The sequence below is a fragment of the Streptomyces sp. NPDC059142 genome (assembly GCF_042755665.1).
In the GTDB taxonomy this organism is placed as follows: domain Bacteria; phylum Actinomycetota; class Actinomycetes; order Streptomycetales; family Streptomycetaceae; genus Streptomyces.
In genome coordinates this window covers 1-21413 of the sequence record NZ_JBHZDA010000116.1, presented here as the reverse complement: position 1 = coordinate 21413, position 21413 = coordinate 1, and the positions used below count along the sequence as shown (strand labels likewise).

Annotated in this window: 17 protein-coding genes and 1 other RNA gene; 12 read left to right on the top strand and 6 right to left on the bottom strand. The window is 72.1% G+C overall.

The window, feature by feature from the left end; all coding sequences use genetic code 11:
* From ACFXPK_RS29155 to ACFXPK_RS29135, 5 genes are all read right to left on the bottom strand, one after another.
* On the bottom strand, positions 1 to 998 hold a 998-nt coding region (locus ACFXPK_RS29155), incomplete at its 3' end, for a glycosyltransferase family 2 protein (RefSeq protein WP_385080068.1).
* A 169-nt stretch (positions 999 to 1167) separates the two neighbouring features.
* On the bottom strand, positions 1168 to 2115 hold the full coding sequence (locus ACFXPK_RS29150; protein ID WP_385007949.1) for a carbohydrate ABC transporter permease: 948 nt from the start codon (positions 2113 to 2115) through the stop codon (positions 1168 to 1170).
* Positions 2112 to 3509 carry a carbohydrate ABC transporter permease gene (locus tag ACFXPK_RS29145; RefSeq protein WP_385080066.1) on the bottom strand — a complete coding sequence of 466 codons (1398 nt, stop codon included), beginning with the start codon at positions 3507 to 3509 and terminating at the stop codon, positions 2112 to 2114. Before ACFXPK_RS29145 ends, ACFXPK_RS29150 begins: the two co-directional genes overlap by 4 nt.
* A 4-nt stretch (positions 3510 to 3513) precedes the next feature.
* Positions 3514 to 4899, bottom strand: a complete 1386-nt coding sequence (locus ACFXPK_RS29140; RefSeq protein WP_385005185.1) for an ABC transporter substrate-binding protein — start codon at positions 4897 to 4899, stop codon at positions 3514 to 3516.
* A 268-nt stretch (positions 4900 to 5167) separates the two neighbouring features.
* The gene (locus ACFXPK_RS29135; protein WP_385080064.1) at positions 5168 to 8824 is read right to left on the bottom strand and encodes an FHA domain-containing protein; all 3657 of its coding nucleotides are present in this window, start codon (positions 8822 to 8824) and stop codon (positions 5168 to 5170) included.
* Between the two features lie 517 nt (positions 8825 to 9341).
* Here ACFXPK_RS29135 and ACFXPK_RS29130 point away from each other — a divergent pair.
* From ACFXPK_RS29130 to ACFXPK_RS29115, 4 genes are all read left to right on the top strand, one after another.
* On the top strand, positions 9342 to 10958 hold the full coding sequence (locus tag ACFXPK_RS29130) for a serine/threonine-protein kinase (RefSeq protein WP_385080062.1): 1617 nt from the start codon (positions 9342 to 9344) through the stop codon (positions 10956 to 10958).
* A 147-nt stretch (positions 10959 to 11105) separates the two neighbouring features.
* Positions 11106 to 12338: a serine/threonine-protein kinase gene (locus ACFXPK_RS29125; protein WP_385005180.1), complete on the top strand. Its 1233-nt coding sequence runs from the start codon at positions 11106 to 11108 to the stop codon at positions 12336 to 12338.
* 116 nt (positions 12339 to 12454) lie between these two features.
* A complete protein-coding gene (gene prfB, locus ACFXPK_RS29120; RefSeq protein ID WP_385005178.1) occupies positions 12455 to 13561 on the top strand; it encodes a peptide chain release factor 2 in 1107 nt (368 codons plus the stop codon).
* 271 nt (positions 13562 to 13832) lie between these two features.
* Positions 13833 to 14699: a hypothetical protein gene (locus tag ACFXPK_RS29115; RefSeq protein WP_385080061.1), complete on the top strand. Its 867-nt coding sequence runs from the start codon at positions 13833 to 13835 to the stop codon at positions 14697 to 14699.
* A gap of 181 nt (positions 14700 to 14880) precedes the next feature.
* Here ACFXPK_RS29115 and ACFXPK_RS29110 read toward each other — a convergent pair whose 3' ends face one another.
* Entirely contained in the window at positions 14881 to 15075 is a 195-nt protein-coding gene (locus ACFXPK_RS29110) for a hypothetical protein (RefSeq protein ID WP_385006774.1), read from the bottom strand.
* 317 nt (positions 15076 to 15392) lie between these two features.
* Between ACFXPK_RS29110 and ftsE the strand changes: the two genes are divergently transcribed.
* From ftsE to phzG, 8 genes are all read left to right on the top strand, one after another.
* Positions 15393 to 16082 (top strand): cell division ATP-binding protein FtsE, encoded by a 690-nt coding sequence (ftsE, locus tag ACFXPK_RS29105; protein ID WP_384834494.1) that lies wholly within the window; start codon positions 15393 to 15395, stop codon positions 16080 to 16082.
* Between the two features lie 93 nt (positions 16083 to 16175).
* Positions 16176 to 17096, top strand: a complete 921-nt coding sequence (ftsX, locus tag ACFXPK_RS29100) for a permease-like cell division protein FtsX (protein ID WP_385080059.1) — start codon at positions 16176 to 16178, stop codon at positions 17094 to 17096.
* A gap of 67 nt (positions 17097 to 17163) precedes the next feature.
* Positions 17164 to 18354: a S41 family peptidase gene (locus ACFXPK_RS29095; protein WP_385006779.1), complete on the top strand. Its 1191-nt coding sequence runs from the start codon at positions 17164 to 17166 to the stop codon at positions 18352 to 18354.
* An 89-nt stretch (positions 18355 to 18443) separates the two neighbouring features.
* Positions 18444 to 18923 carry an SsrA-binding protein SmpB gene (smpB, locus tag ACFXPK_RS29090; RefSeq protein WP_385006781.1) on the top strand — a complete coding sequence of 160 codons (480 nt, stop codon included), beginning with the start codon at positions 18444 to 18446 and terminating at the stop codon, positions 18921 to 18923.
* Between the two features lie 127 nt (positions 18924 to 19050).
* Positions 19051 to 19437, top strand: a transfer-messenger RNA (tmRNA) gene (ssrA, locus tag ACFXPK_RS29085).
* A 190-nt stretch (positions 19438 to 19627) separates the two neighbouring features.
* Positions 19628 to 20116: a PhzA/PhzB family protein gene (locus ACFXPK_RS29080; protein ID WP_385006783.1), complete on the top strand. Its 489-nt coding sequence runs from the start codon at positions 19628 to 19630 to the stop codon at positions 20114 to 20116.
* Positions 20117 to 20297: 181 nt separating this feature from the next.
* Complete coding sequence (locus tag ACFXPK_RS29075) at positions 20298 to 20621, top strand: hypothetical protein (RefSeq protein ID WP_385006787.1); 324 nt, start codon at positions 20298 to 20300, stop codon at positions 20619 to 20621.
* A 42-nt stretch (positions 20622 to 20663) separates the two neighbouring features.
* Positions 20664 to 21302 carry a phenazine biosynthesis FMN-dependent oxidase PhzG gene (gene phzG, locus ACFXPK_RS29070; RefSeq protein ID WP_385006785.1) on the top strand — a complete coding sequence of 213 codons (639 nt, stop codon included), beginning with the start codon at positions 20664 to 20666 and terminating at the stop codon, positions 21300 to 21302.
* Positions 21303 to 21413 lie beyond the last annotated feature (111 nt).

Here is a 21413-nt window from a genome sequence, read left to right as displayed (position 1 = left end):
GGGGGCGGGGGCGGGCCCGGCCCCCGCCCCCCGCGCGGGGGGGGGCGGGCGCGCGGGGGGGGGTCGCGGCGGTGGGGGGCGCGCCCCCCGCGCAAGAACGCGGCGCGGGTCCGGCGCGGCAGCGGCCCGCCGGGCCGGGGCGTGTCGGGCCGGGGCGTGTCGGGCCGGGGTGCGCCGGGCGGCGGTCGCCGGGGCGTCGCGGTCGGTACCAGCCCGGCCAGCGCCGCCAGATGGTCGAGCATCCGCCGGTGCAGCACCGGACGCCAGCGCGCGAGCGCGGGCCGCTCGTCGACGAAGGCGAAGACGCGCTCGTACGCGGCGAAGACGTCCGGCGGCCCGGCCGGCTCCGCCGCTTCGTACCGGTGGCGCAGCCGTACGCAGACCCGGTCCAGCGTGGCGATCGTCCCGGCGGTCATCAGCGCGGGACAGGTCCAGGCGAGGTCGGCGTGGCACCCGGGAGGGAAGGCGAGCCCTTCGCGTACGACGAACTCCCTGCGGTACACCTTGTTCGCCGCGCTCATCAGATACGTCAGCAGCCCCGGCCGGTCGGCCAGTTCGAGTGCGGCGGGGCCCCGCCGGGCGAGCGGCGCGGCGAAGGCGGCCCGCACGGTCTCGCCGGTCCGGTCGTAGGTACGGACGTAGTCGTGGACGAGGATGTCGGGGCCCCCGGTCTCCCGGAGCCGTTCCCCGATCCGGCCGAGCGCACCGGGGACGAGGGTGTCGGCGCCGTCGAGGAAGAGCACGTACTCCCCGGTGGCGCGGGCGAGCCCGGCGTTGCGGGCCGGTCCCGGGCCCGCGGGTACGGGGAGCAGGACGGCGATGACCCGGGGGTCGCGCGCGGCGGACTCCGCGATGAGCGCGGGGCAGGCGTCGGCCGATCCGTCGTCCACCGCGATGAGTTCGAGGTCGTCGTGGTCCTGGCTCAGCACGGACTCCAGGCACTGCGTCAGATACGCCTGGACCTGGTGCGCGGGGACGATGACGCTGAACCGGGGCATGGCCCGGCAACGCGCGCTCCGCCCAACGGGTTACGCGGGCCGTGGCATTCGGGGGACGGGCGGCGTATCCGGCCTCAATCCGGTAGGTGTTGGGGAAAGGGAGAGGGCCGGTCGGTGTCCTCAGGACACCGACCGGCCCACCCGTACGTCAACCGCGTTCAGCGCGCCGCTACTTGACGGCTCCCGCCATCACGCCCTGCACGAACTGCCGCTGGAACGCGAAGAACACGGCCAGCGGGATCACCATCGAGACGAACGCCCCGGGAGCCAGGACGTCGATGTTGTTCCCGAACTGCCGTACCTGCTGCTGGAGCGCGACCGTGATCGGCGGGTTCTTCGAGTCCGCGAAGATCAGCGCCACCAGCATGTCGTTCCAGACCCAGAGGAACTGGAAGATGCCGAGCGAGGCGATCGCCGGCCCGCCGAGCGGCATCACGACCCGGGCGAACAGCCTTATCTCGCCCGCGCCGTCGAGCCGCGCCGCCTCCAGCAGCTCCCTGGGGATCTCCGCGAAGAAGTTGCGCAGCAGGAAGATCGCGAAGGGCAGACCGAAGGCGACATGGAAGAGGATCACGCCGAAGGTCGTCTCGAAGATACCGATGGCGCCGAACAGCTTGGCGACCGGGACGAGCGCGACCTGCACCGGGACCACCAGCAGCCCCACGACCGCCAGGAACCACCAGTCGCGGCCGGGGAAGTCCATCCAGGCGAAGGCGTACCCGGCGAACGAGCCGATCACCACGACCAGGAGCGTCGAGGGGACCGTGATCATGATGGTGGAGAAGAGCGAGTTGGTGATGATGTCGTTGTCGAGGAGCCGCGTGTAGTTCTCGGCGGTGAGCTGCGCGGGCGCGGTGAACACCTTCCACCAGCCGCTCGCGTTGATGTCCGCCGAGTCGCGCAGCGAGGAGATGAACAGGCCGATCGTCGGCATCAGCCAGAACAGGCCGACCAGGACCAGGAAGACCCGGGCCGCCCCGCCGCCCGCACGCGCCGCGATCCGGCTGCCCAGGGACGCCTTCGCCGGATCCGTGGGCGCCGCGTCCGCCGCCGTGCGCGCCGGGCCGGAGCCCGGTTCGGGACCGGGGTCCGCGTCCGACGCCGTCGTCGTGGTCATCGTCGCGTCTCCCTTCGCATGCGCCGTACGTTGAAGAGCATCACCGGGATCACCAGCAGGAGCAGCAGTACGGCGATGGCGCTGCCGACCCCGAGATCCGCGTCCGTGCCGAACGACGAGCGGTAGAGCTGGAGCGCCAGCACGTTCGCGTCGGCCTGGGACGAGCCCGGTGGGATGATGAAGACCAGGTCGAAGATCTTCAGCACATTGATCATCAGCGTCACCATGACGACCGCGAGGACCGGGGCCAGCAGCGGGACGGTGATCCGGCGGAAGACCTGCCATTCGGTCGCGCCGTCCACCCGGGCCGCTTCCATGAGTTCACGGGGCACGCTCGCCAGCCCCGCCGCGATCAGCACCATCGCGAACCCGGCCCACATCCACAGATAGCTGCCGATGATCGCCGGGGTGACCAGGGTGGGCCCGAGCCACTCCACGCCGTTGTACGGCTCCTTGAAGTTGGCCGCGGGGAGCCGGAGCTGGGCCCCGTCGGCCGCGGCCGGCAGGCTGAACGTCCCGTCGGCGCCCGCGGTCGCGGAGGCCACGACCTTGCCGTCCTTGACCGCCTCGACCTTGAGGCTCCTGAGCCCCAGCTCCTTCGGGTCGATGACGTTCGGCTTCCCGCCGCCGCCCGGGGTGAAGTCCAGCCAGGCCGTGCCGGTGACCCGGCCGTCCTCCGTCTTCGCCGCCTTCGCGGGCTGCGCGTCGGAGGGCATCTTCGCCGGGGCGACACCGACCAGCGGGAGCAGCACCTCCGTACCCGCCGCGACGGGGTCCTTGGTGACGAACGAGCCGCCGCCGCCCGCCTTCAGCGGATGCACCGGCAGCGGATGCGCCTTCGGATACCCCGCCGACTCGCTGAACGTGTCGTGGACCCCGACCCAGACCGCGTTGGCGACCCCGCGGGCCGGGTCCTGCTCGTACACCAGCCGGAAGATGATGCCCGCCGCGAGCATCGAGATCGCCATCGGCATGAAGACGATCAGCTTGAACGCCGTTCCCCAGCGCACCCGTTCGGTGAGTACGGCGAAGATCAGACCCAGCGCGGTGGCGACGGTCGGGGCGACCACCACCCAGATCGCGTTGTTCTTGACGGCGGTCAGGATGGTGTCGTCGGTGAACAGCTCCACATAGTTGTCGAATCCGGCGAAGTTCGCGCCGGACTTGTCGAAGAACGACCGGTAGACCGAGAAACAGATCGGGTACACCACGAGCGCGCCCAGCAGCACCAGCGCGGGCAGCAGGAAGCCCGCCGCGACGAGCTTGCGCGTACCGGTGACGCTTCTGGGTCCGCGCCCCTTGGAGGGGGCGGGGGACGTGGGGGACGGGTCCGCCGGGGCGGACGCGGGGACGGGCGGCGGCGTGGCGCCGCCCTCCGGGGTCGCCGTCGTCACCGCGTCAGCTCTTGTACGCCTTGGCCGCGGCGGCTTCCAGCGCCTGCTGGACCCCGGCCACGTCCTTCGGGTTCTTCAGGAAGTCCTGGAGGGACTTCCACTCGCCCTTGCCGGGCGTACCGCCGAACGACTGCGGCATCTGGTCCGACATGTCGAAGCGGAAGTCGTCGCCCGCCGCGATCAGCGCCTCGGCTATGCCGCGCTGCACGTCGTTCGGGTACGCGGCGAGGTCCAGCGACTTGTTCGGCGAGACGAAGCCGCCCGCCTCCGCCCAGATCTTCGCGGCGTCCGTGGAGGCCAGGAAGGTCAGCAGCGCCTGCGCGCCCTTGGTGTCCTTCAGCGCCACGGCCGCGTCGCCGCCCGTCACCACCGGCGAGTCGGCGCCGACCGCCGGGAACGGGAAGACCTTCGCGTCCGTACCGATCTTCGCGTCCGTCTCCCCGATGTTGACGCCGACGAAGTCCCCTTCGAAGACCATCGCGCCCTTGGGCTGGTCACCGCCGGTGAACGTCTGCGTGACCGAGGCGGGGAACTCCGTCTGGAGCGCGCCGTCCGTACCGCCCGCGATCAGGTTCGGCTTGCCGAACAGCTCGCCGAGCGTGGTGAGCGCGTCCTTCACGGACGGGTCGGTCCACTTGATCTCGTGCTTCGCGAGCTGGTCGTACTTCTCCGGGCCCGCCTGGGAGAGGTAGACGTTCTCGAACCAGTCGGTGAGGGTCCAGCCGTCCGCGCCGCCGACCGAGACGGGCGTGACCCCGGACGCGGAGACCGTCTCGGCGGTGGAGAGGAACTCCTTCCAGGTCTTCGGGACGGAGGCGCCCGCGTTCTCGAAGGCGGCGTTGTTGTACCAGACCAGCGACTTGTTGGCGGCCTTGAAGTACACGGCGTACTGCTCGCCGTCGACCGCGCCGAGGTCCTGCCAGCCCTTGCCGTAGTTCTTGGCGAGCTGCGCCTTGGCCTCCGGGCCCGCGGGCTTGGCCCACTTCTTCTCCACGGCCTGCTGGATGGCGCCGACCTGCGGGAGCATCGCCACATCCGGCGGGCTGCCGCCCGCGATCTTCGTGCCGAGGAAGTTGACGATCGGGTCCTGGGCGGGGACGAAGGTGACCGTCGCCCCGGTCCGCTTCTCGAACTCGGTCAGGACCTTGGTGAAGTTGGCCTGTTCGGCGCCGGTCCACACCGCGGCGACCTGGATCTTCTCGCCGTCCAGCTTGGGGAGTTCGACCGTCACCGCGGCGGGCTTGCTCGCGCTGCCGTCCGAGCCCGAGCCCTTGCCGCTGTCGTCGGAGTCGCCACCGCAGCCGCTGAGGGCCAGGGCGCCGACGGCGGCGAGGGCGACGGCGGCCCGGCGGGTCCCGTGGACCGTCCTGCCGTCGCCACCGGTACCCATGCCCTGGCCAAGCGCCTTGGATGCTCTGCGAGTTGTGCGCATCACTGCCCCGTTTCTCTCCCGTATGCGTACGGATCTACGCGCGTGGGACCGGCATCGCGGCATGACGTAGCGGCGCTGCTCTCGTCCCGTGGGCACAGTCCTACGCCGCGTGACGGAGGGCCGCAATACCGGGCCGGGTGTGAACGTTCCAATCGTGATGGGCTCGTGACGTGGGCAGGAAGGCGAAAGCGGGCGCTCTGATGATCTTTCGGGATGTCCCAGCGTCTCAGGGGTGCGCGGGGGTCAGTGGTGCCAGCGGTACGGCGTCGACGGAGCGGGCGGCCCGCTCCAGCGCGCTCGCGAGCAGCGCCAGGTCCGTCGGCCCGTTGCCCAGTTCACGCACGGGCCGGCGGGCCGGCGGATCGCCCATCCGCTCCCACTCCACCACCGTGACCGTCGGCCGCTGCGTCGCCGTGCGCGGGATACGGCCGGTGACCCGGCCGCCCTGGAACGGGGTGACCCGGCCGTCGGGATGGCCGAGCCTGCCCCGGCCGGGCGCGGGATCGTCCGGCGCGGGCTCGGCCGGGGGCGTGTCCAGCACGACGCGCAGCCGCGCGCCCTGCGCCAGCTCCGTGTCGACCGTGCGCTCCGGGCAGGCCGAGGCCGCCACGAGATGGACGCCGAGGCGCTCGCCGTCCCGCGCGACCGCCTCCAGGGCCCGTACGACGGAACCGGCGGAGGGCCGCCCCGGGCTGCCCAGCGAGGGCGCGACCAGCGCGTCGTAGTCGTCGACCAGCACGACGAGGCGGGGGAGCGGCGCGCAGTGCGCCTCCGGGGTACGGGCGGGGGCCCGGCCCTGGCTCCGGGACTGCTCCCGTGGCTGTTCCCGCGCCTGCTCCCTGGTCTGTTCCCTCGTCTGTTCCCTCGTCTGTTCCCGGCCCAGGGCCTGGCCGTGGGCCGGGGTCCGCTCCTGCGGCCGGCCGGTGCGGGCCGTGGCGGCGCTCTGGTGGCGGAGCCTGAGCGTGCCGCCGCCCAGGGTCTCGCCGGAGCGCTGCTCGCCCGTGCGCTGCTCGGCCGCGCTCGGGGCGCGCTGGCTGATCAGCCGCTCGGTGACCTGCTGGGCCTCCCGGGAGTCCCGTACGTCCCGCGGGTCCCGTACCTCCCGGGGATCCCGGTCCTGGGCGTCGTAGCGCTCCCGTGGGTCCCGCTGCTCGTCGCGGGCGCCGTTGTGCCACTCCGTGAAGTCCAGCCGCCCCAGCAGCTCCGCCCTGCGCTTCAGCTCACCGCCCAGGGCCTGCGCGAACTGCCGCATCCTGACCGGGTCCGACGCCACCAGATGCTCGGTCACATGCGGCAGCTCCGTACAGACCGAGAGCCCTTCGCCGCGCTCGCCCCCGGCGCCGTCGACCAGCAGCAGCCCCAGCCGGTCGGGACGGTCCGCGGCGGCCAGGGAGGCGGCGATGGAGCGCAGCAGCTCCGTACGGCCGCTGCCCGCGGGACCCTCGATCAGCAGATGCGGGCCCTCCTCCGTCAGATCGACGCTCACCGGACCGCGCGGTCCCGCGCCCAGGACCGCCGTGCACTGCCGGGTGCCGTCGGCGGCCGACGCCCAACGGGCCATCAGGGACGCCGGGGTGGCGCGGGCGAGCCCCAGCTCGTCCAGGAGCCTGGCCGAGCGCGGCAGCGCCGCGGCGGGCCTGCTCCGGCCGCTCACGGCGGCGCGCAGCGGCGCCAGCGCCCGGCCGAACCGCTCGGCCCAGGCGGGCGAGACCGCGTCCACCACGGCGAGCGTGCCGTGCCCGGCCGGCTGCCCCACGGCCGTACGCAGCAGCCGCAGCGTGGTGGCCACATCGCCGCTGAGCAGGGCGACGGCCCCGCAGTCGCGGAAGGGCAGCGAGGCGGCGCACGCCGTCTCGTAGGTCGCGGCGACCGGCGAGAGCGGCGAGGCCGACTCCGTCTCGGCGAGACAGAGCAGATGGATCCCCGCGGCGGCGCCGCCGCCCGCGAGCCGCGCCGTCGTCTCGCGCAGCGCGGCGGAACCGGGGTCGCCGTCCACGATCACCAGCGTGTACGGGCCGTCGTGGCGCGCGGCGGCCTCCGTGACCGTCCACGGGTCGGCCGAGGCCCAGCCGGGTCCCAGCGGGCCGTCGTCGAGCCGGCGCGTCAGCTCCGCCGTCCTCGCGGCCGCCTGCTCCCCGTCGTACGCGAGCAGCAGCCGGCAGTCCTGGCCGTGCCCCGGCCGGACGTGCGGCAGCCAGCCGAGCCAGCTCCAGTCCCGTCGGCGCTCCGCCAGGCTCCGCGCCCGGTCCGCGCTGATCAGCACGATCTCCAGATCGGCGGGCGCGTGCAGCGCGGCGAGCTGGGCCACCGTCCAGCGGGCCAGCCCCGTCAGCCGCTCCCTGGGGCCCGCCAGCCCGAGCGAACCGGCCTCGCGCAGCCCGACCGTGACCGGGACGAGCGGCAACTGCCGGGTGCCGTCGGAGGACGGGCGGTCCGCCGTGCCCAGCCGGACGGCGAGCGCCTCGGCGTGACGGCCGCCCCGCTCCCACAGCCGGGGGCCGGGGCCGAGCGCGGTCAGCAGCACCGTGGCCGGATCGGGCCAGGTCTCGGGGGAGAGGCCGCGTCCGGTGGCCGTGGCGGGACCGCCGGTGCCCGGCTCGGACCCGGGCAGCTCGTCGCCGCGGCTGCCCGCGAGCCGCCGCGCCCAGGCGCCTATCCCGCCGCGCCGGCGGGTGGTGGTCAGGTCCGGCGGCTCCGTACCGCGCGGCGGGGTCTCCTGGCGGCGCGAGCCCGGGGTCCTGCTGTGCGCCTGCGGTTCCTCGTGCGCCGCCGGGTCCGCGTCCCGGCCGGAGGCGGCCGGTCTGCTGTGGCCGCTGTCCTGGGAGGCGTACGGGGTCCGCGGGGCGGCCCCGGCGAGCGGGGACCGGCCGCCGTAGTGGGTCTCGGCGCTGCGCGGGTCGGGCACGCGCGGGGCGCCCGGCGGATTGCCGTACTGGGAGCCGCCGTACTCGGGACGGGAGCCGCTGTGGGTGTCGTACGTCCCCGCGTCGTAGGCCGCCCGGTCGTACTGCGGGCCGGGGATCCGGGTGGACGATCCGGCCGCCGCCGGGTCGTAGGCGTGGGCCCGGGAGGAGCGCCCGCCGGACTCCTCGGGCGCGCCGCCCGGCGCCGCACCGGCGCGGTCGCCAGGACCCGCGCCGTACGGGAGCGCTCCCGGAACGGAGCCCGTGACCGCGCTCCCGGTCCTCGGCGCCGCCCGGCCGGCCCCTTCGGTGTCCTCCGCGCTCTCCGTGCGGTCCCTGTCCGGGCGGGTGATCCGCAGATGGCCCTCGCCGTCCGACGCCGTCGCCAGCGCGGCCGTACGCTCCCCGCCCGTGAGGCGCAGCGCCGACTCGCCGATCCGCAGCAGCGCGCCGGGGGCCAGCCGGACCGGGCGGTCGCCCACCCGGGCGCCCTCCAGCGTCGTCCCGTTCGTGGAGTGCAGGTCCGCGACCGTGACCCCGCCGTCCTCCGCGACCGTCACCGCGCAGTGCAGCCGTGAGACGTCGGGGTCGTCCAGCGGCACATCGGCGTCGGCCGAGCGGCCGATCCTGATCTGTCCGCCGTGCAGCAGATGCACCCCGCCCGCGTCCGGGCCCGCGACCACATGGAGCTGGGCGGGCGCGTCCTCCGTGGGGACCTCGCTGTCGCCCGGGACCTGGAGCGAGAGCACCGCCCCGTCGATCAGCGGCGGCTCGCCCAGGGCGCAGCGCTGCGGGTCGAGCCGTTCGCGGCCGGAGTAGAGGGTGACGGTGGCGGGCGCGTCGGGGCCCGAGACGGCCGTGGCGAGGCCGGAGGCGACGGCGGCCAGCGCCGTGCCCGCCGGAGCCGTGACGAGTACGTCACAGGAGCGCCCTGCGGCATGGCCGCTTCGCGGCGCGAGGACGGTCAGCCGGATCTGCATCGCCGTCAGCGGTCCCTTCTGCGCGGGGTGCCCGGCACGGGGGGAAGCCCGGTGATCTCCCCCCACGCCACGCACGGACGCGTCGTCCGGTACAGGTCGGCACGGGGCGGCGTGAGTCCCCCACTCCACACGTCACGTGCTTGAGGGCATCTTCGCACCTGCCGCTGACAACACGCCCGGGTACCGGCAACAAGTGATCTTGAATAGTCGGCTGTTGGCGCAAAAGTGCCTGCTTGGGCGCTTCTTCGCAGCGGGTTGGGACCGGGTGTGATGTCCTCGGCCGCACCGCGCGGCAACCAGCCGTACGATGCCTGCGTCTTCCTATCGAACACGAACCGACCTGATCGCGATCCGATCAGAAGCGGAAACCGGGACGGAGGCCCGCGACGGTGGACGGTTGTCCACACCCCGGCCTGCGAAACCACCGGCCGGTTTAAGGTGGGTCGGAAGCACGGCCCCGCCGCGCGATGATGATCACGACCAGCGAGACGACCACGATCAGCAGGGAGCGCATGACGTGCGGCCCGTAGGCAGCAAGTACCTGCTCGATGAGCCGATCGGACGCGGCGCCACGGGCACCGTCTGGCGAGCCCGTCAGCGCGAGACCGCGGGGGCCGAGGCGGCCGTGGCGGGCCAGCCCGGCGAGACCGTCGCGATCAAGGTCCTCAAGGAGGAGCTGGCGAACGACGCGGACGTGGTGATGCGCTTCCTGCGCGAGCGCTCCGTCCTGCTCCGCCTGACCCACCCCAACATCGTGCGCACCCGCGACCTGGTGGTCGAGGGCGATCTCCTCGCTCTGGTGATGGACCTGGTCGAGGGCCCCGACCTGCACCGGTACCTCCGCGAGAACGGCCCCTTCAGCCCGGTCGCCGCGTCGCTGCTGACCGCCCAGATCGCGGACGCGCTCGCCGCCAGCCACGCCGACGGCGTCGTCCACCGCGACCTCAAGCCCGCCAACGTCCTGCTGAGGAACGACGGCGAGCGGCTGCACCCGATGCTCACCGACTTCGGCATCGCGCGCCTCGCCGACTCCCCGGGACTGACCCGCACGCACGAGTTCGTCGGCACGCCCGCCTATGTCGCGCCGGAGTCCGCCGAGGGCCGACCGCAGACCTCCGCCGTGGACATCTACGGCGCGGGCATCCTGCTGTACGAGCTGGTCACGGGACAGCCGCCGTTCGCCGGCTCGACCGCGCTCGAAGTGCTCCACCGCCACCTCAGCGAGGAGCCCCGCCGCCCCAGCACGGTGCCCGAGCCCCTGTGGACGGTCATCGAGCGCTGCCTGCGCAAGGACCCGGACCAGCGGCCCAGCGCCCAGAACCTGGCCCGCGCCCTGCGGACCGTCGCCGCCGGGGTCGGCGTGCACTCCACGCCCGCCCAGGTCGACGCCGCGCTGGGGGTCGCCGCGCTCCTCGCGCCCGACCCGTCGCCCGCGACCGTCCCCGGGATGCCCGGCGCCGCCGACCCGACCCAGGTCCTGCCGAGCAACGCCGCGTCGTACGACCCGGCGGCGGCCACCAGCGTCCTGCCGTCCACCGGGCCGGGCGGCCCCGGCGCGGGGCCCGGCGGCGCCGACCCGACCGCGATGATGCCGCCCGTACCGCAGGATCCCGAGGGCCCGCACCCCTGGCAGGGCCAGTTGCAGGCCGCCCGCGACCGCAACGAGCAGACCCAGGTCCAGTACCTCGACCCCAGCCAGGACCCGCTGCGCCGCCGCCCCCAGCGCCCGCAGGGCCCCCGGCAGCAGCCCCAGCACCAGCAGCAGCGCCCGCCGCAGCCGCCGCCGCAGCACCAGCAGCAGCGGTACGCCCCGCCCCCGCAGCAGCAGCACCAGCCCCAGCAGCGGTACGCACCTCCGCAGCCGCCGCCCCAGCAGGAGCCCCGGCGCCCCGAGCCCCGGCAGCCGCGCGAGCCGCGCCCGCCCCGGCAGCGCAGCGCGAACCCCATGCACATCCCGGGCCTCGGCTGCCTCAAGGGCTGCCTCTTCACGATCATCCTGTTCGTCATCGCGGGCTGGCTCGTCTGGGAGCTGACCCCGCTCCAGGACTGGATCGCCGAGGGCAAGAGCTACTGGACGGCGATCGGCGACGGGATCTCCGCGGTGACGGACTGGTTCTCCCAGTTCAGCGGCTAGGACCGGGCGGGAGTGAATCCGAGGGGACGTATCCCCTCGGACCGCCTCATTTCCCCCCTGGGTACGGGAGTTGATGGCGACCGGCGTACGGAACGGCCCGACTTCCGCGTACTTTGATGGGCAACGCCAGCCGCTGAGGGAGCAGTCTTGGCACGGAATATCGGCAGCCGGTACACCGCCCATCAGATCCTGGGGCGGGGCAGCGCCGGCACGGTGTGGCTCGGCGAGGGGCCCGACGGCCCGGTCGCCATCAAGCTGCTGCGCGAGGACCTCGCCTCCGACCAGGAGCTGGTCGGACGCTTCGTCCAGGAGCGCACCGCCCTGCTCGGGCTCGACCACCCCCGGGTGGTCGGTGTCCACGATCTCGTCGTGGACGGCAACGACCTCGCGCTCGTGATGGATCTGATCCGGGGTACGGATCTGCGCACCCGCCTCGACCGCGAGCGCAGGCTCGCCCCCGAGGCGGCGGTCGCCATCGTCGCGGACGTCGCGGACGGGCTCGCCGCCGCGCACGCCGCCGGGGTGGTCCACCGCGACGTCAAGCCGGAGAACATCCTGCTCGACATGGAGGGCCCGCTCGGCCCCGGCGGCGCGCACCCCGCGCTGCTCACCGACTTCGGTGTCGCCAAGCTGATCGACACCCCCCGGCGCACCAAGGCCAGCAAGATCATCGGCACGCCCGACTATCTGGCACCCGAGATCGTCGAGGGCCTGCCGCCCCGCGCGGCCGTCGACATCTACGCCCTGGCCACGGTCCTGTACGAGCTGCTCGCCGGGTTCACCCCGTTCGGCGGCGGCCACCCCGGCGCCGTACTGCGCCGCCATGTCACCGAGACCGTCGTCCCCCTGCCCGGCATCCCCGAGGAGCTGTGGCAGCTCCTGGTCCAGTGCCTGGCGAAGGCCCCGGCGTCCCGGCTGCGCGCCTCGGAACTGGGCGCGCGGCTGCGCGAACAGCTTCCGCTCCTGGCGGGCATCCCGCCGCTGGACGTGGACGAACCGGACGCGGAACCCACGGAGCAGCCGCACGAGGAACCGGGCACGGCCGCCGAGGAGCCGCGCCGCAGGGGCGCGGTCCCGCTGGTGCCGGGCGCGGCCCCGGACTCCAACCGGGACACCCATACGAGCATGCGCGTCCCGGCCCCCGACGAACTGGCGGGCGGCGCCCGCGGCACGGCCCGCGCGCCCCGTTCGCCGGGCCAGCGCCGTCCGGGCAGCGCCCGGCACAAGGCGGAGGCGGTCCGCAAGCGCCGCATCACGCTGGGCGCGGCGGCGGTCCTGCTGGTGGCCGCGCTGGGCGTCGGCGGCTGGCTCGCCGCCGGCGGCGACGCCGCGGACGGCACCCCCCAGGACTCGAAGCAGACCACGTCCCCGGTGCCCTAGCCCCGCCCTGAGGCCGGCCGCCGGCTCTTCCGTGGGCTTTTCCCCGCCGTCGACAGCGGCACAAGGCGCCCCGGAGGGGAACCGAGCCCTCAAAAAATAGGGGTTAGGCTGGTGCCGTGGCAGTCGTCGATGTATCCGAAGAGCTGAAGTCCCTCTCCTCGACCATGGGGTCGATCGAGGCCGTCCTGGACCTGGACAGGCTGAGGGCCGACATCGCCGTGCTCGAGGAGCAGGCGGCGGTCCCGTCCCTCTGGGACGACCCCGAGGCCGCGCAGAAGATCACCAGCAAGCTGTCGCACCTCCAGGCCGAGGTCCGCAAGACGGAGGCGCTGCGCGGGCGGATCGACGACCTGGAAGTGATGTTCGAGCTGGCCGAGTCCGAGGACGACGCGGAGGCGCGCGCCGAGGCCGAGGCCGAGCTGGAGTCGGTGCGCAAGGCGCTGGACGAGATGGAGGTCCGTACGCTCCTGTCCGGCGAGTACGACGAGCGCGAGGCGCTGGTCAACATCCGCGCCGAGGCGGGTGGCGTGGACGCCGCCGACTTCGCCGAGCAGCTTCAGCGCATGTATCTGCGCTGGGCCGAGCGGCACGGCTACGGCACCGAGGTCTACGAGACGTCGTACGCGGAGGAGGCCGGCATCAAGTCGACCACCTTCGTCGTGAAGGCGCCGTACGCGTACGGCACGCTCTCCGTGGAGCAGGGCACGCACCGGCTGGTCCGTATCTCGCCGTTCGACAACCAGGGCCGCCGCCAGACGTCCTTCGCGGGTGTCGAGGTGCTGCCGGTCGTGGAGTCCAGCGACCATGTCGAGATCGACGAGTCCGAGCTGCGCGTGGACGTGTACCGCGCCTCGGGCCCGGGTGGTCAGGGCGTCAACACCACGGACTCCGCGGTCCGCATCACGCACATCCCGACCGGCATCGTCGTCTCCTGCCAGAACGAGCGCTCGCAGATCCAGAACAAGGCGAGCGCGATGAACGTCCTCCAGGCGAAGCTGCTGGAACGCCGCCGCCAGGAGGAGCAGGCCAGGATGGACGCGCTCAAGGGCGACGGCGGCAACTCCTGGGGCAACCAAATGCGTTCGTACGTCCTCCACCCGTACCAGATGGTCAAGGACCTGCGGACGGAGTTCGAGGTCGGTAATCCGCAGGGTGTGCTGGACGGGGAGATCGACGGATTCCTGGAGGCGGGAATTCGCTGGCGCAAGCAGCAGGACAAGTAAATTCACGCTTTGTCGACAAGGGAACTGCCGCCCGATGGGCGGCAGTTCCCTTTTACGTCACAGTTGCATCCCCGCACGCCGGACAACTCCCGTGATTTCGGGCATCGCACGCGCAACGACCTTGACGCGTATATGAAAAACGGGAACTCTGGCGCGTGGCACGCGTATATCCGGGGCGCGTGAGACGCGGGGGCGGCGAACACGGACCCCCAGCGGCCGCGGCTCCGGACGGTGCACCACTGACGAATGAGCTACTGGGGGTAGCAAACAGATGACCAAAAAGACGCGGATCCGCGTGGCGCGTGTGGCGGCCGGCGCGGTAATCGCCGCGGGCGCCTCGCTGACCATCGCGGGCGCCGCTCAGGCCGCCGGTATCGGCGTGTCCGTCGAGACGGGCGTGGTCGATGTCGGCCTCGGTATCAACGACACGTCGGGCGGCACGACCGACGGTGGCGGCGACCCGGGTGGCGTCGACAGTGGCGGCACGACGGACGGTGGCACCACGGACGGTGGCACGACCGACGGCGGGACCACGGACGGTGGCACGACCGATGGTGGTACGACCGACGGTGGCACCACCGATGGCGGTACGACCGACGGCGGGACCACGGACGGCGGGACCACCGACGGTGGCACGACGGACGGTGGCACCACGGACGGTGGCACGACCGACGGCGGGACCACGGACGGTGGCACCACCGATGGTGGTACGACCGACGGCGGGACCACGGACGGCGGGACCACCGACGGTGGTTCGACCGACGGCGGCTCCACCGACGGCGGCTCCACCGACGGTGGTACCCCCGGTTCACCCCCGGGCGGTTCGACCGACGGCGGTTCGACCGACGGTGGCTCCACCACCGGCGGTTCCACCGCCACGGGCGGCTCCGCCACCGGCGGCGACAACGGCGCCGGCACCTGCACCGTCGACCTCGACGGCGCCGCGTGCACCGACAACACCTCCACCGACAACGCCGGCTCCAAGCCGGTGCAGCAGGGTGAGGCCAAGGAGGAGCTGGCGGAGACCGGCGCCGCCGAGACCTCGTTCCTGCTCATCGGTGCCGCGACCATGATCGCGGGTGGCATCGGCTTCCGGATGCTGCCGCGTCTGGTCGGCGGTGGCCGCACCGCCGTCTGACCTCACTCCACGGTCGCGGGGCCGTGGCGGAGCGTGACCGCCTGACGGCGTGAGCGCCCCGCCGCGGCGGAGACCGGAGCGCGGAGCGCGGATCACGGCAGACGGGCCCGGGCGCGATGCCCGGGCCCTTCGTCCTGCTCGTCCGGCTTCTTCCACTCGTCCCGCACGCGTGTGCGCGATGTCACGCCGGCTGGTACGTCGCGACCAGCGCCATCGCCGCGAGCAGCACCACCACCAGGGTCAGCAGCGCCACCGGGCTGAGTCCCCCCAGGGGGCCCTGCTGCTCCAGGCGCTCCCGGTGTGCGCGGCACACCCGGCATCTGCCCTCGGTGACCGGTCCCGCGCAGTTGGCGCACACCAATCGGTCGTAGGTCATGCGCATCCCTCCTCACCGCGCGGCGGAGCCGCATACAGCGTCTGTCCGCTCAACGCTCGGGGGAACACGACCGTTCCCCACCCCCACTGTGCCAGTTTCCGGCCGGTTCGGCGCGGCCGGACGGTTTCCGGCCGGGCCTTTACCGGTGGCGGCGCTCCCGTATCCGTGATAAATCGCCCAAGCCGGTCCCTGTCGACGCCGGGAACGGCCGTACGCGGACCCCGTGAGGGGCCCGAGTTCGGATGCGGACTGCGCGTGCCAGTCGGGTTCGCGTAAGGTCTCGCTCACCTACTCCCGGCCGACCGTGGTGTGCACCCGTGATCCGATTCGACAACGTCACCAAGACCTATCCGAAGCAGAACAGTCCTGCCCTTCGCGATGTCTCCCTCGAAATCGAGAAGGGCGAGTTCGTCTTCCTCGTCGGCTCCTCCGGCTCCGGAAAGTCGACCTTTCTCCGACTGCTCCTGCGCGAGGAACGCACCAGCCACGGCATGGTGCACGTCCTCGGCAAGGACCTCGCGCGCCTCTCCAACTGGAAAGTGCCGCAGATGCGCCGTCAACTCGGCACGGTCTTCCAGGACTTCCGGCTGCTGCCGAACAAGACCGTCGCCCAGAACGTGGCGTTCGCGCAAGAGGTGATCGGCAAGCCGCGCGGAGAGATCCGCAAGGCCGTCCCCCAGGTCCTCGACCTCGTCGGTCTCGGCGGCAAGGAGGACCGGATGCCCGGCGAGCTGTCCGGTGGTGAGCAGCAGCGCGTGGCGATCGCGCGCGCCTTCGTCAACCGCCCCATGCTGCTGATCGCGGACGAGCCCACCGGCAACCTCGACCCGCAGACGTCCGTCGGCATCATGAAGCTGCTGGACCGTATCAACCGCACCGGTACGACTGTCGTGATGGCGACCCACGACCAGAACATCGTCGACCAGATGCGCAAGCGCGTGATCGAGCTGGAGAAGGGCCGTCTCGTGCGTGACCAGGCACGTGGCGTCTACGGATACCAGCACTGACCACCGGCGTTCCGCCCGCTCGCGGGAACCGAGCCGCCGAGCCCCGCGTCACCGCCTCACCGAGCATTGAGTACCGAAAGCTGAAAGGACGCCATGCGCGCCCAGTTCGTCCTGTCGGAGATCGGCGTCGGTCTCCGTCGCAATCTCACGATGACCTTCGCGGTCATCGTCTCCGTAGCCCTCTCGCTCGCCCTGTTCGGCGGCGCGCTGCTCATGCGCGAGCAGGTCAGCGTGATGAAGGACTACTGGTACGACAAGGTCAACGTCTCCATCTTCCTCTGCAACAAGAACGACGCGGCGACCGCGCCCAAGTGCGCCAAGGGCGCGGCCACGGGTCAGCAGAAGGACCAGATCAAGGCCGATCTGTCCAAGATGGACAACATCGTCGAGACCGTCCACTACGAGACGTCGGACGAGGCGTACAAGCACTACAAGGAGCGGTACGGCGACACGCCCATCGCCGCGACGATCACCCCGGACCAGATGCCGGAATCCTTCCGGGTGAAGCTGAAGGACCCTGAGAAGTACCAGGTGGTCGCGACCGCGTTCGCCGGGCGGGACGGGGTGGAGTCCGTCCAGGACCAGCGGAACATCCTCCAGAACCTCTTCGACCTGATGAACGGCATGAATATCGCCGCACTCTGTGTGATGGCGTTGATGCTGGTCATCGCGTTGATGCTGATCGTCAACACCGTGCGGGTGTCGGCGTTCAGCCGGCGCCGGGAGACCGGGATCATGCGGCTCGTCGGCGCGTCCAGTTTCTACATCCAGATGCCGTTCATCATGGAGGCCGCGTTCGCCGGGCTGATCGGCGGCGGGGTCGCCTGCGTGATGCTGCTCCTCGGCCGGTACTTCCTGATCGACCACGGTCTGGCCCTCGCCGACAAGATGCAGTTGGTCAACTTCATCGGCTGGGACGCGGTGCTCGCCAAGCTTCCGCTGGTGATCGCGATCGGTCTGCTGCTGCCCGCCGTGGCCGCTTTCATCGCGCTGCGCAAGTACCTCAGGGTGTGACAAGCGCCCTTGGCGTGGTGGCGACAAGCACCGTCCGGCCGGGTCGCGTTGTCCTAGACTCAACGCCATGTCCGGTTCCGAGTCGCCTCAGAGTGCCCGCGGTTTACGCCGCGGGGCGGCCCTGACCTTGGTGTTCGCGACCGTGCTCGCCACGGCCGCCGCCACGAACTCGCTGCCGCGCAGCGGCGGTGAGGCCCCGTCCGACCCGGCCAGGCCCGTCTCCTCGACGGTCGACCGGGACGAGGTCGCTCGGGCCGCCGCCGACGCCATGGCCAACGGCACCTCGGCCACCGAGGCCGCCGAGGAGGTCGTCAGCCGCAGCGGGGACCGCTGGGGCGCCGTCTACGACAAGCGGGAGTACGAGGAGTTCCGGCAGTCCCTCGACGGTACGTACACGGGCGTGGGGCTCTGGGCGCGACGGACGGCCGGCGGTCTGGTCGAGGTCACCCGGGTCCAGCCGGGCGGGCCCGCGGGGACCGCAGGGATCGGCGCCGGGGACATCATCCGGGAGATCGACGGCCGGGGCGTGGCGAAACGCCCGGTCACCGAGGTCATGGCGCTGCTCCGCGGCGAGCGGACCGGCACGTCCGGCGCCTCCCGCGAGAGCGCCGTGGGCACCCGGGTCGCCCTCGGTCTGGACCGGGACGGCCGGCGCTGGACCGAGCAGCTGCGCCGCGCCCGGCTCACCACCGAATCCGTCACGGTCGACACGATCGACGGCGGCGCGCTGCGGATCAAGGTCGGCGCGTTCACCAAGGGCACCGGCGAGCGGGTACGGGACGCGGTCCTGGAGGCGCCGAAGGGCGCCGGTGTCCTGCTCGACCTCCGGGGCAACGCGGGCGGACTGGTCAGCGAGGCCGTCCTGGCGACCTCCGCCTTCCTCGACGGCGGTCTCGTCGCCACGTACGACATACGGGGCGAGCAGCGCGCGCTCTACGCGGAGCCCGGCGGCGACACCGAGCGGCCCGTGGTCGTGGTGGTCGACGGCGGCACGATGAGCGCGGCCGAGCTGGTCACCGGCGCCCTCCAGGACCGCGGCCGGTCCGTCACGGTCGGCACCAGGACCTTCGGCAAGGGCTCCGTCCAGATGCCGAGCAAGCTCCCCGACGGCTCGGTGGCCGAGCTGACCGTGGGCCACTACCGCACCCCGGCCGGCCACGGCGTGGACGGCGAGGGCGTCACCCCCGACCTCCAGGTCGGCGAGGGCGCCCAGGAGCGGGCCAGGACGGTGCTGAGCGGACTCGGCGGTACGGAGTAGGACCCGCGCGACCCGGGGACGGGGCCCCGTCGCCCACCCGGTCCGTGCCGCGTAAAGGAGTTGCGCGGGGGTGCGAAAATGGGGAGACCATGGCTAAGGAAAAAGGGCGCAAAATCATTGCGCAGAACAAGAAGGCGCGGCACGACTACCTCATTCTCGACACCTATGAGTGCGGTCTCGTGCTCACCGGCACCGAGGTGAAGTCCCTGCGCCAGGGGCGTGCCTCCCTGGTGGACGGCTTCGTGCAGATCGACGGGCACGAGGCGTGGCTGCACCATGTGCACGTCCCCGAGTACACCCAGGGGACCTGGACCAATCACAGCGCCCGCCGCAAGCGGAAGCTGCTGATGCACCGGGCCGAGATCGACAAGCTGGAGTCGAAGTCGCAGGAGACGGGGCACACGATCGTGCCGCTCGCCCTGTACTTCAAGGACGGCCGGGCCAAGATCGAGATCGCGCTGGCGAAGGGCAAGAAGGAGTACGACAAGCGTCAGACGCTCCGCGAGAAGCAGGACCGGCGCGAGACGGACCGGGCGATCTCGGCGGTCAAGCGGCGCGAGCGCGCCTGACCGGGCGGCCGGCGCGCGGGGCGCGGCGGGCGGTGCCCCGCCGGGGAATGGACTGGCCCCCGGACGCGTTGGTCACGTACGATGGGCCGTGCACCCCACAGAGGGTGCACGTTTGAAAAATAAACATGGGGATGATCGGTTTCGACAGCGGATGTCGAAGCAGGGGAAGCGAGTCGAGGAAGCGGCAATGATCTCGTAAACCATATGTCGCAAACAATAATCGCCACTTCTAAGCGCGATTCCTCCGCCTTCGCCCTCGCTGCCTAATTAGCAGCTAGCGAAGACTCTGCGGAGTGTCAGCCCGGGGCTGTTCCCGACCCGGATCCTGGCATCAGCTAGGGGACTAAACTTCTGGGCCCGGTCACGGGGTCGAGAAGGAAATCAAACAGTGACTGAGCCCGTCGGAGACTTGTCCGTGTGATCTCCGGGGCCGAGAAAATCATAGCGGACTGCACTCGGAGAAGCCCTGGTTCCGCACCGTTGGACGCGGGTTCGATTCCCGCCATCTCCACAATTCCCATGTGAGACGAAGGCCCCACCGCTCCGGCGGTGGGGCCTTCGTCGTGTTCGGGGCCGTGGCCAGAACACCGGCCGGTGGACGCGGCCGACGGCCGGGAATATAGAGAAAATATGGGCCGGGCCCCGGCGGGTATAGCCGACGACGCCATGATGGCGCACGGTGGCTATCCGAAGGGAATTGATCCATGGCTGATGTCAGGAACGACCAGGGATTCGACCGCGATGGCGAACTTCGACGGCTCAACCGGGAAACGGTCGAGACGTACATGCGCACCACGGGAGAGGACCGCCTGCGCAGGCATCTGCTCTTCACCGAGGACGGCAGCGGCGGTCTGTGGACCACCGACACCGGGGAGCCCATCGTCATCAGGGGCCGGGACCGGCTGGGTGAACACGCGGTGTGGTCGCTGCGGTGCTTTCCCGACTGGGTGTGGTTCAACATCGAGGTCTTCGAGACCCAGGACCCCAACCGGTTCTGGGTGGAGTGCGACGGGGAGGGAAAGATCCTTTTCCCCGGCTATCCCGCGGGGCACTACAAGAACCACTTCCTCCACTCGTTCGTGCTGGAGAACGGGAAGATCAAGCAGAACCGCGAGTTCATGAACCCGTTCGAGCAGCTGCGGGCGCTCGGCATTCCCGTACCGGAGATCAAGCGGGAAGGGATCCCCACCTGAGGGCCGTGCGCCGGTCGCTCGCCGCGGGGGCCCGTCGCTCCGGCGTACCCCGCTCCCGCGCGGGTCGCCCCGCCGCCCGTCACCCCCTGTTCCGCCGCTCCCTGTTCCGTTGCTCCGCCGTTCCGTCGTTCCGCGGTCCGTCGTCGCGGTTCCTGAAGGAGGTTTGCGCGCTGTGAAAGCCATGATCGCCTGGTGGGATCTCCAGCAGTCCGACCAGACCATCGATTCGATGCGGGACTTCCTCCGCGACGAGGCCGTGGAAGCCTGGGCCGGGGTGCACGGGCTGCCGCTCAAGCTGTGGATAGCGGACCGGGAGAACGACCGCTGGGGAGCGGTGCTCCTGTGGGAGTCCGCGGAGGCCGCGGCCCCGCCCCACCCCCGCAGCGCCGCCGAGCTGATCGGCTATCCCCCCACCCACCGGACCTGGTTCGACATCGAGGCCGTGGTCGAGGGCGTCCACTCCCTGCCCGCCCTGGCCGGGCTGGGTCTGGCCCTGGAGAACTGACGTGAGAACCGAAGCGAACGGCACGACTCCGAGGAGAGGCGTATGAGCGGGACCCAGCAGGAGACCCTTCCGCAGACCACCGACCCGCTGCCGCCCGAGTTCGAGGCGCCGCCGGCCGATCCGATCCCGCTCCTCCGCGCCTGGCTGTCGGCCGCCGCCGACGGCGGTGTACGGGAGCCGGGCGCGCTGGCGCTGGCCACGGCCGACGCCAAGGGCCGCGCCTCGAACCGGATCGTCCAGCTCGGGCGGGTGACCTCCGACGGCTTCGTGTTCACCACGCACACCGGCAGCCGGAAGGGGCGCGACCTGGACGAGACCGGCTGGGGGTCGGGCGTGCTGTACTGGCGCGAGCTGAACCAGCAGATCGTGCTCAGCGGCCCGGTCACCCGGCTGCCCGACGCCGAGTCCGACGCGCTGTGGAACGCCCGCCCGGTCGAGGCACAGGTGATGACCTCCGCCTCGCGCCAGAGCGAGCCGCTCGGCGATGTCGGGACCCTGCGCGCGGAGGTCGGCCGGCTGACCGGCCTCGGCGGGCCGCTGCCCCGCCCCGGCACCTTCGCCGGATACCACCTCGCACCCGACCAGGTGGAGTTCTGGCAGGGCAGCAAGGACCGTCTGCACGGGCGGCTGCACTATCTGCGCGTCGACGGCGGCTGGGAGACCTCCCGGCTCCAGCCGTGAGCCGCCGCACCGGCTGAGACGGGCCGGAACCGGTTGGGACGGGCCGGAACCGGTTGGGACGGGCCGGAACCGGTTGGGACCGGCAGAACGGCAAGGGGCGCCCGGCCACCA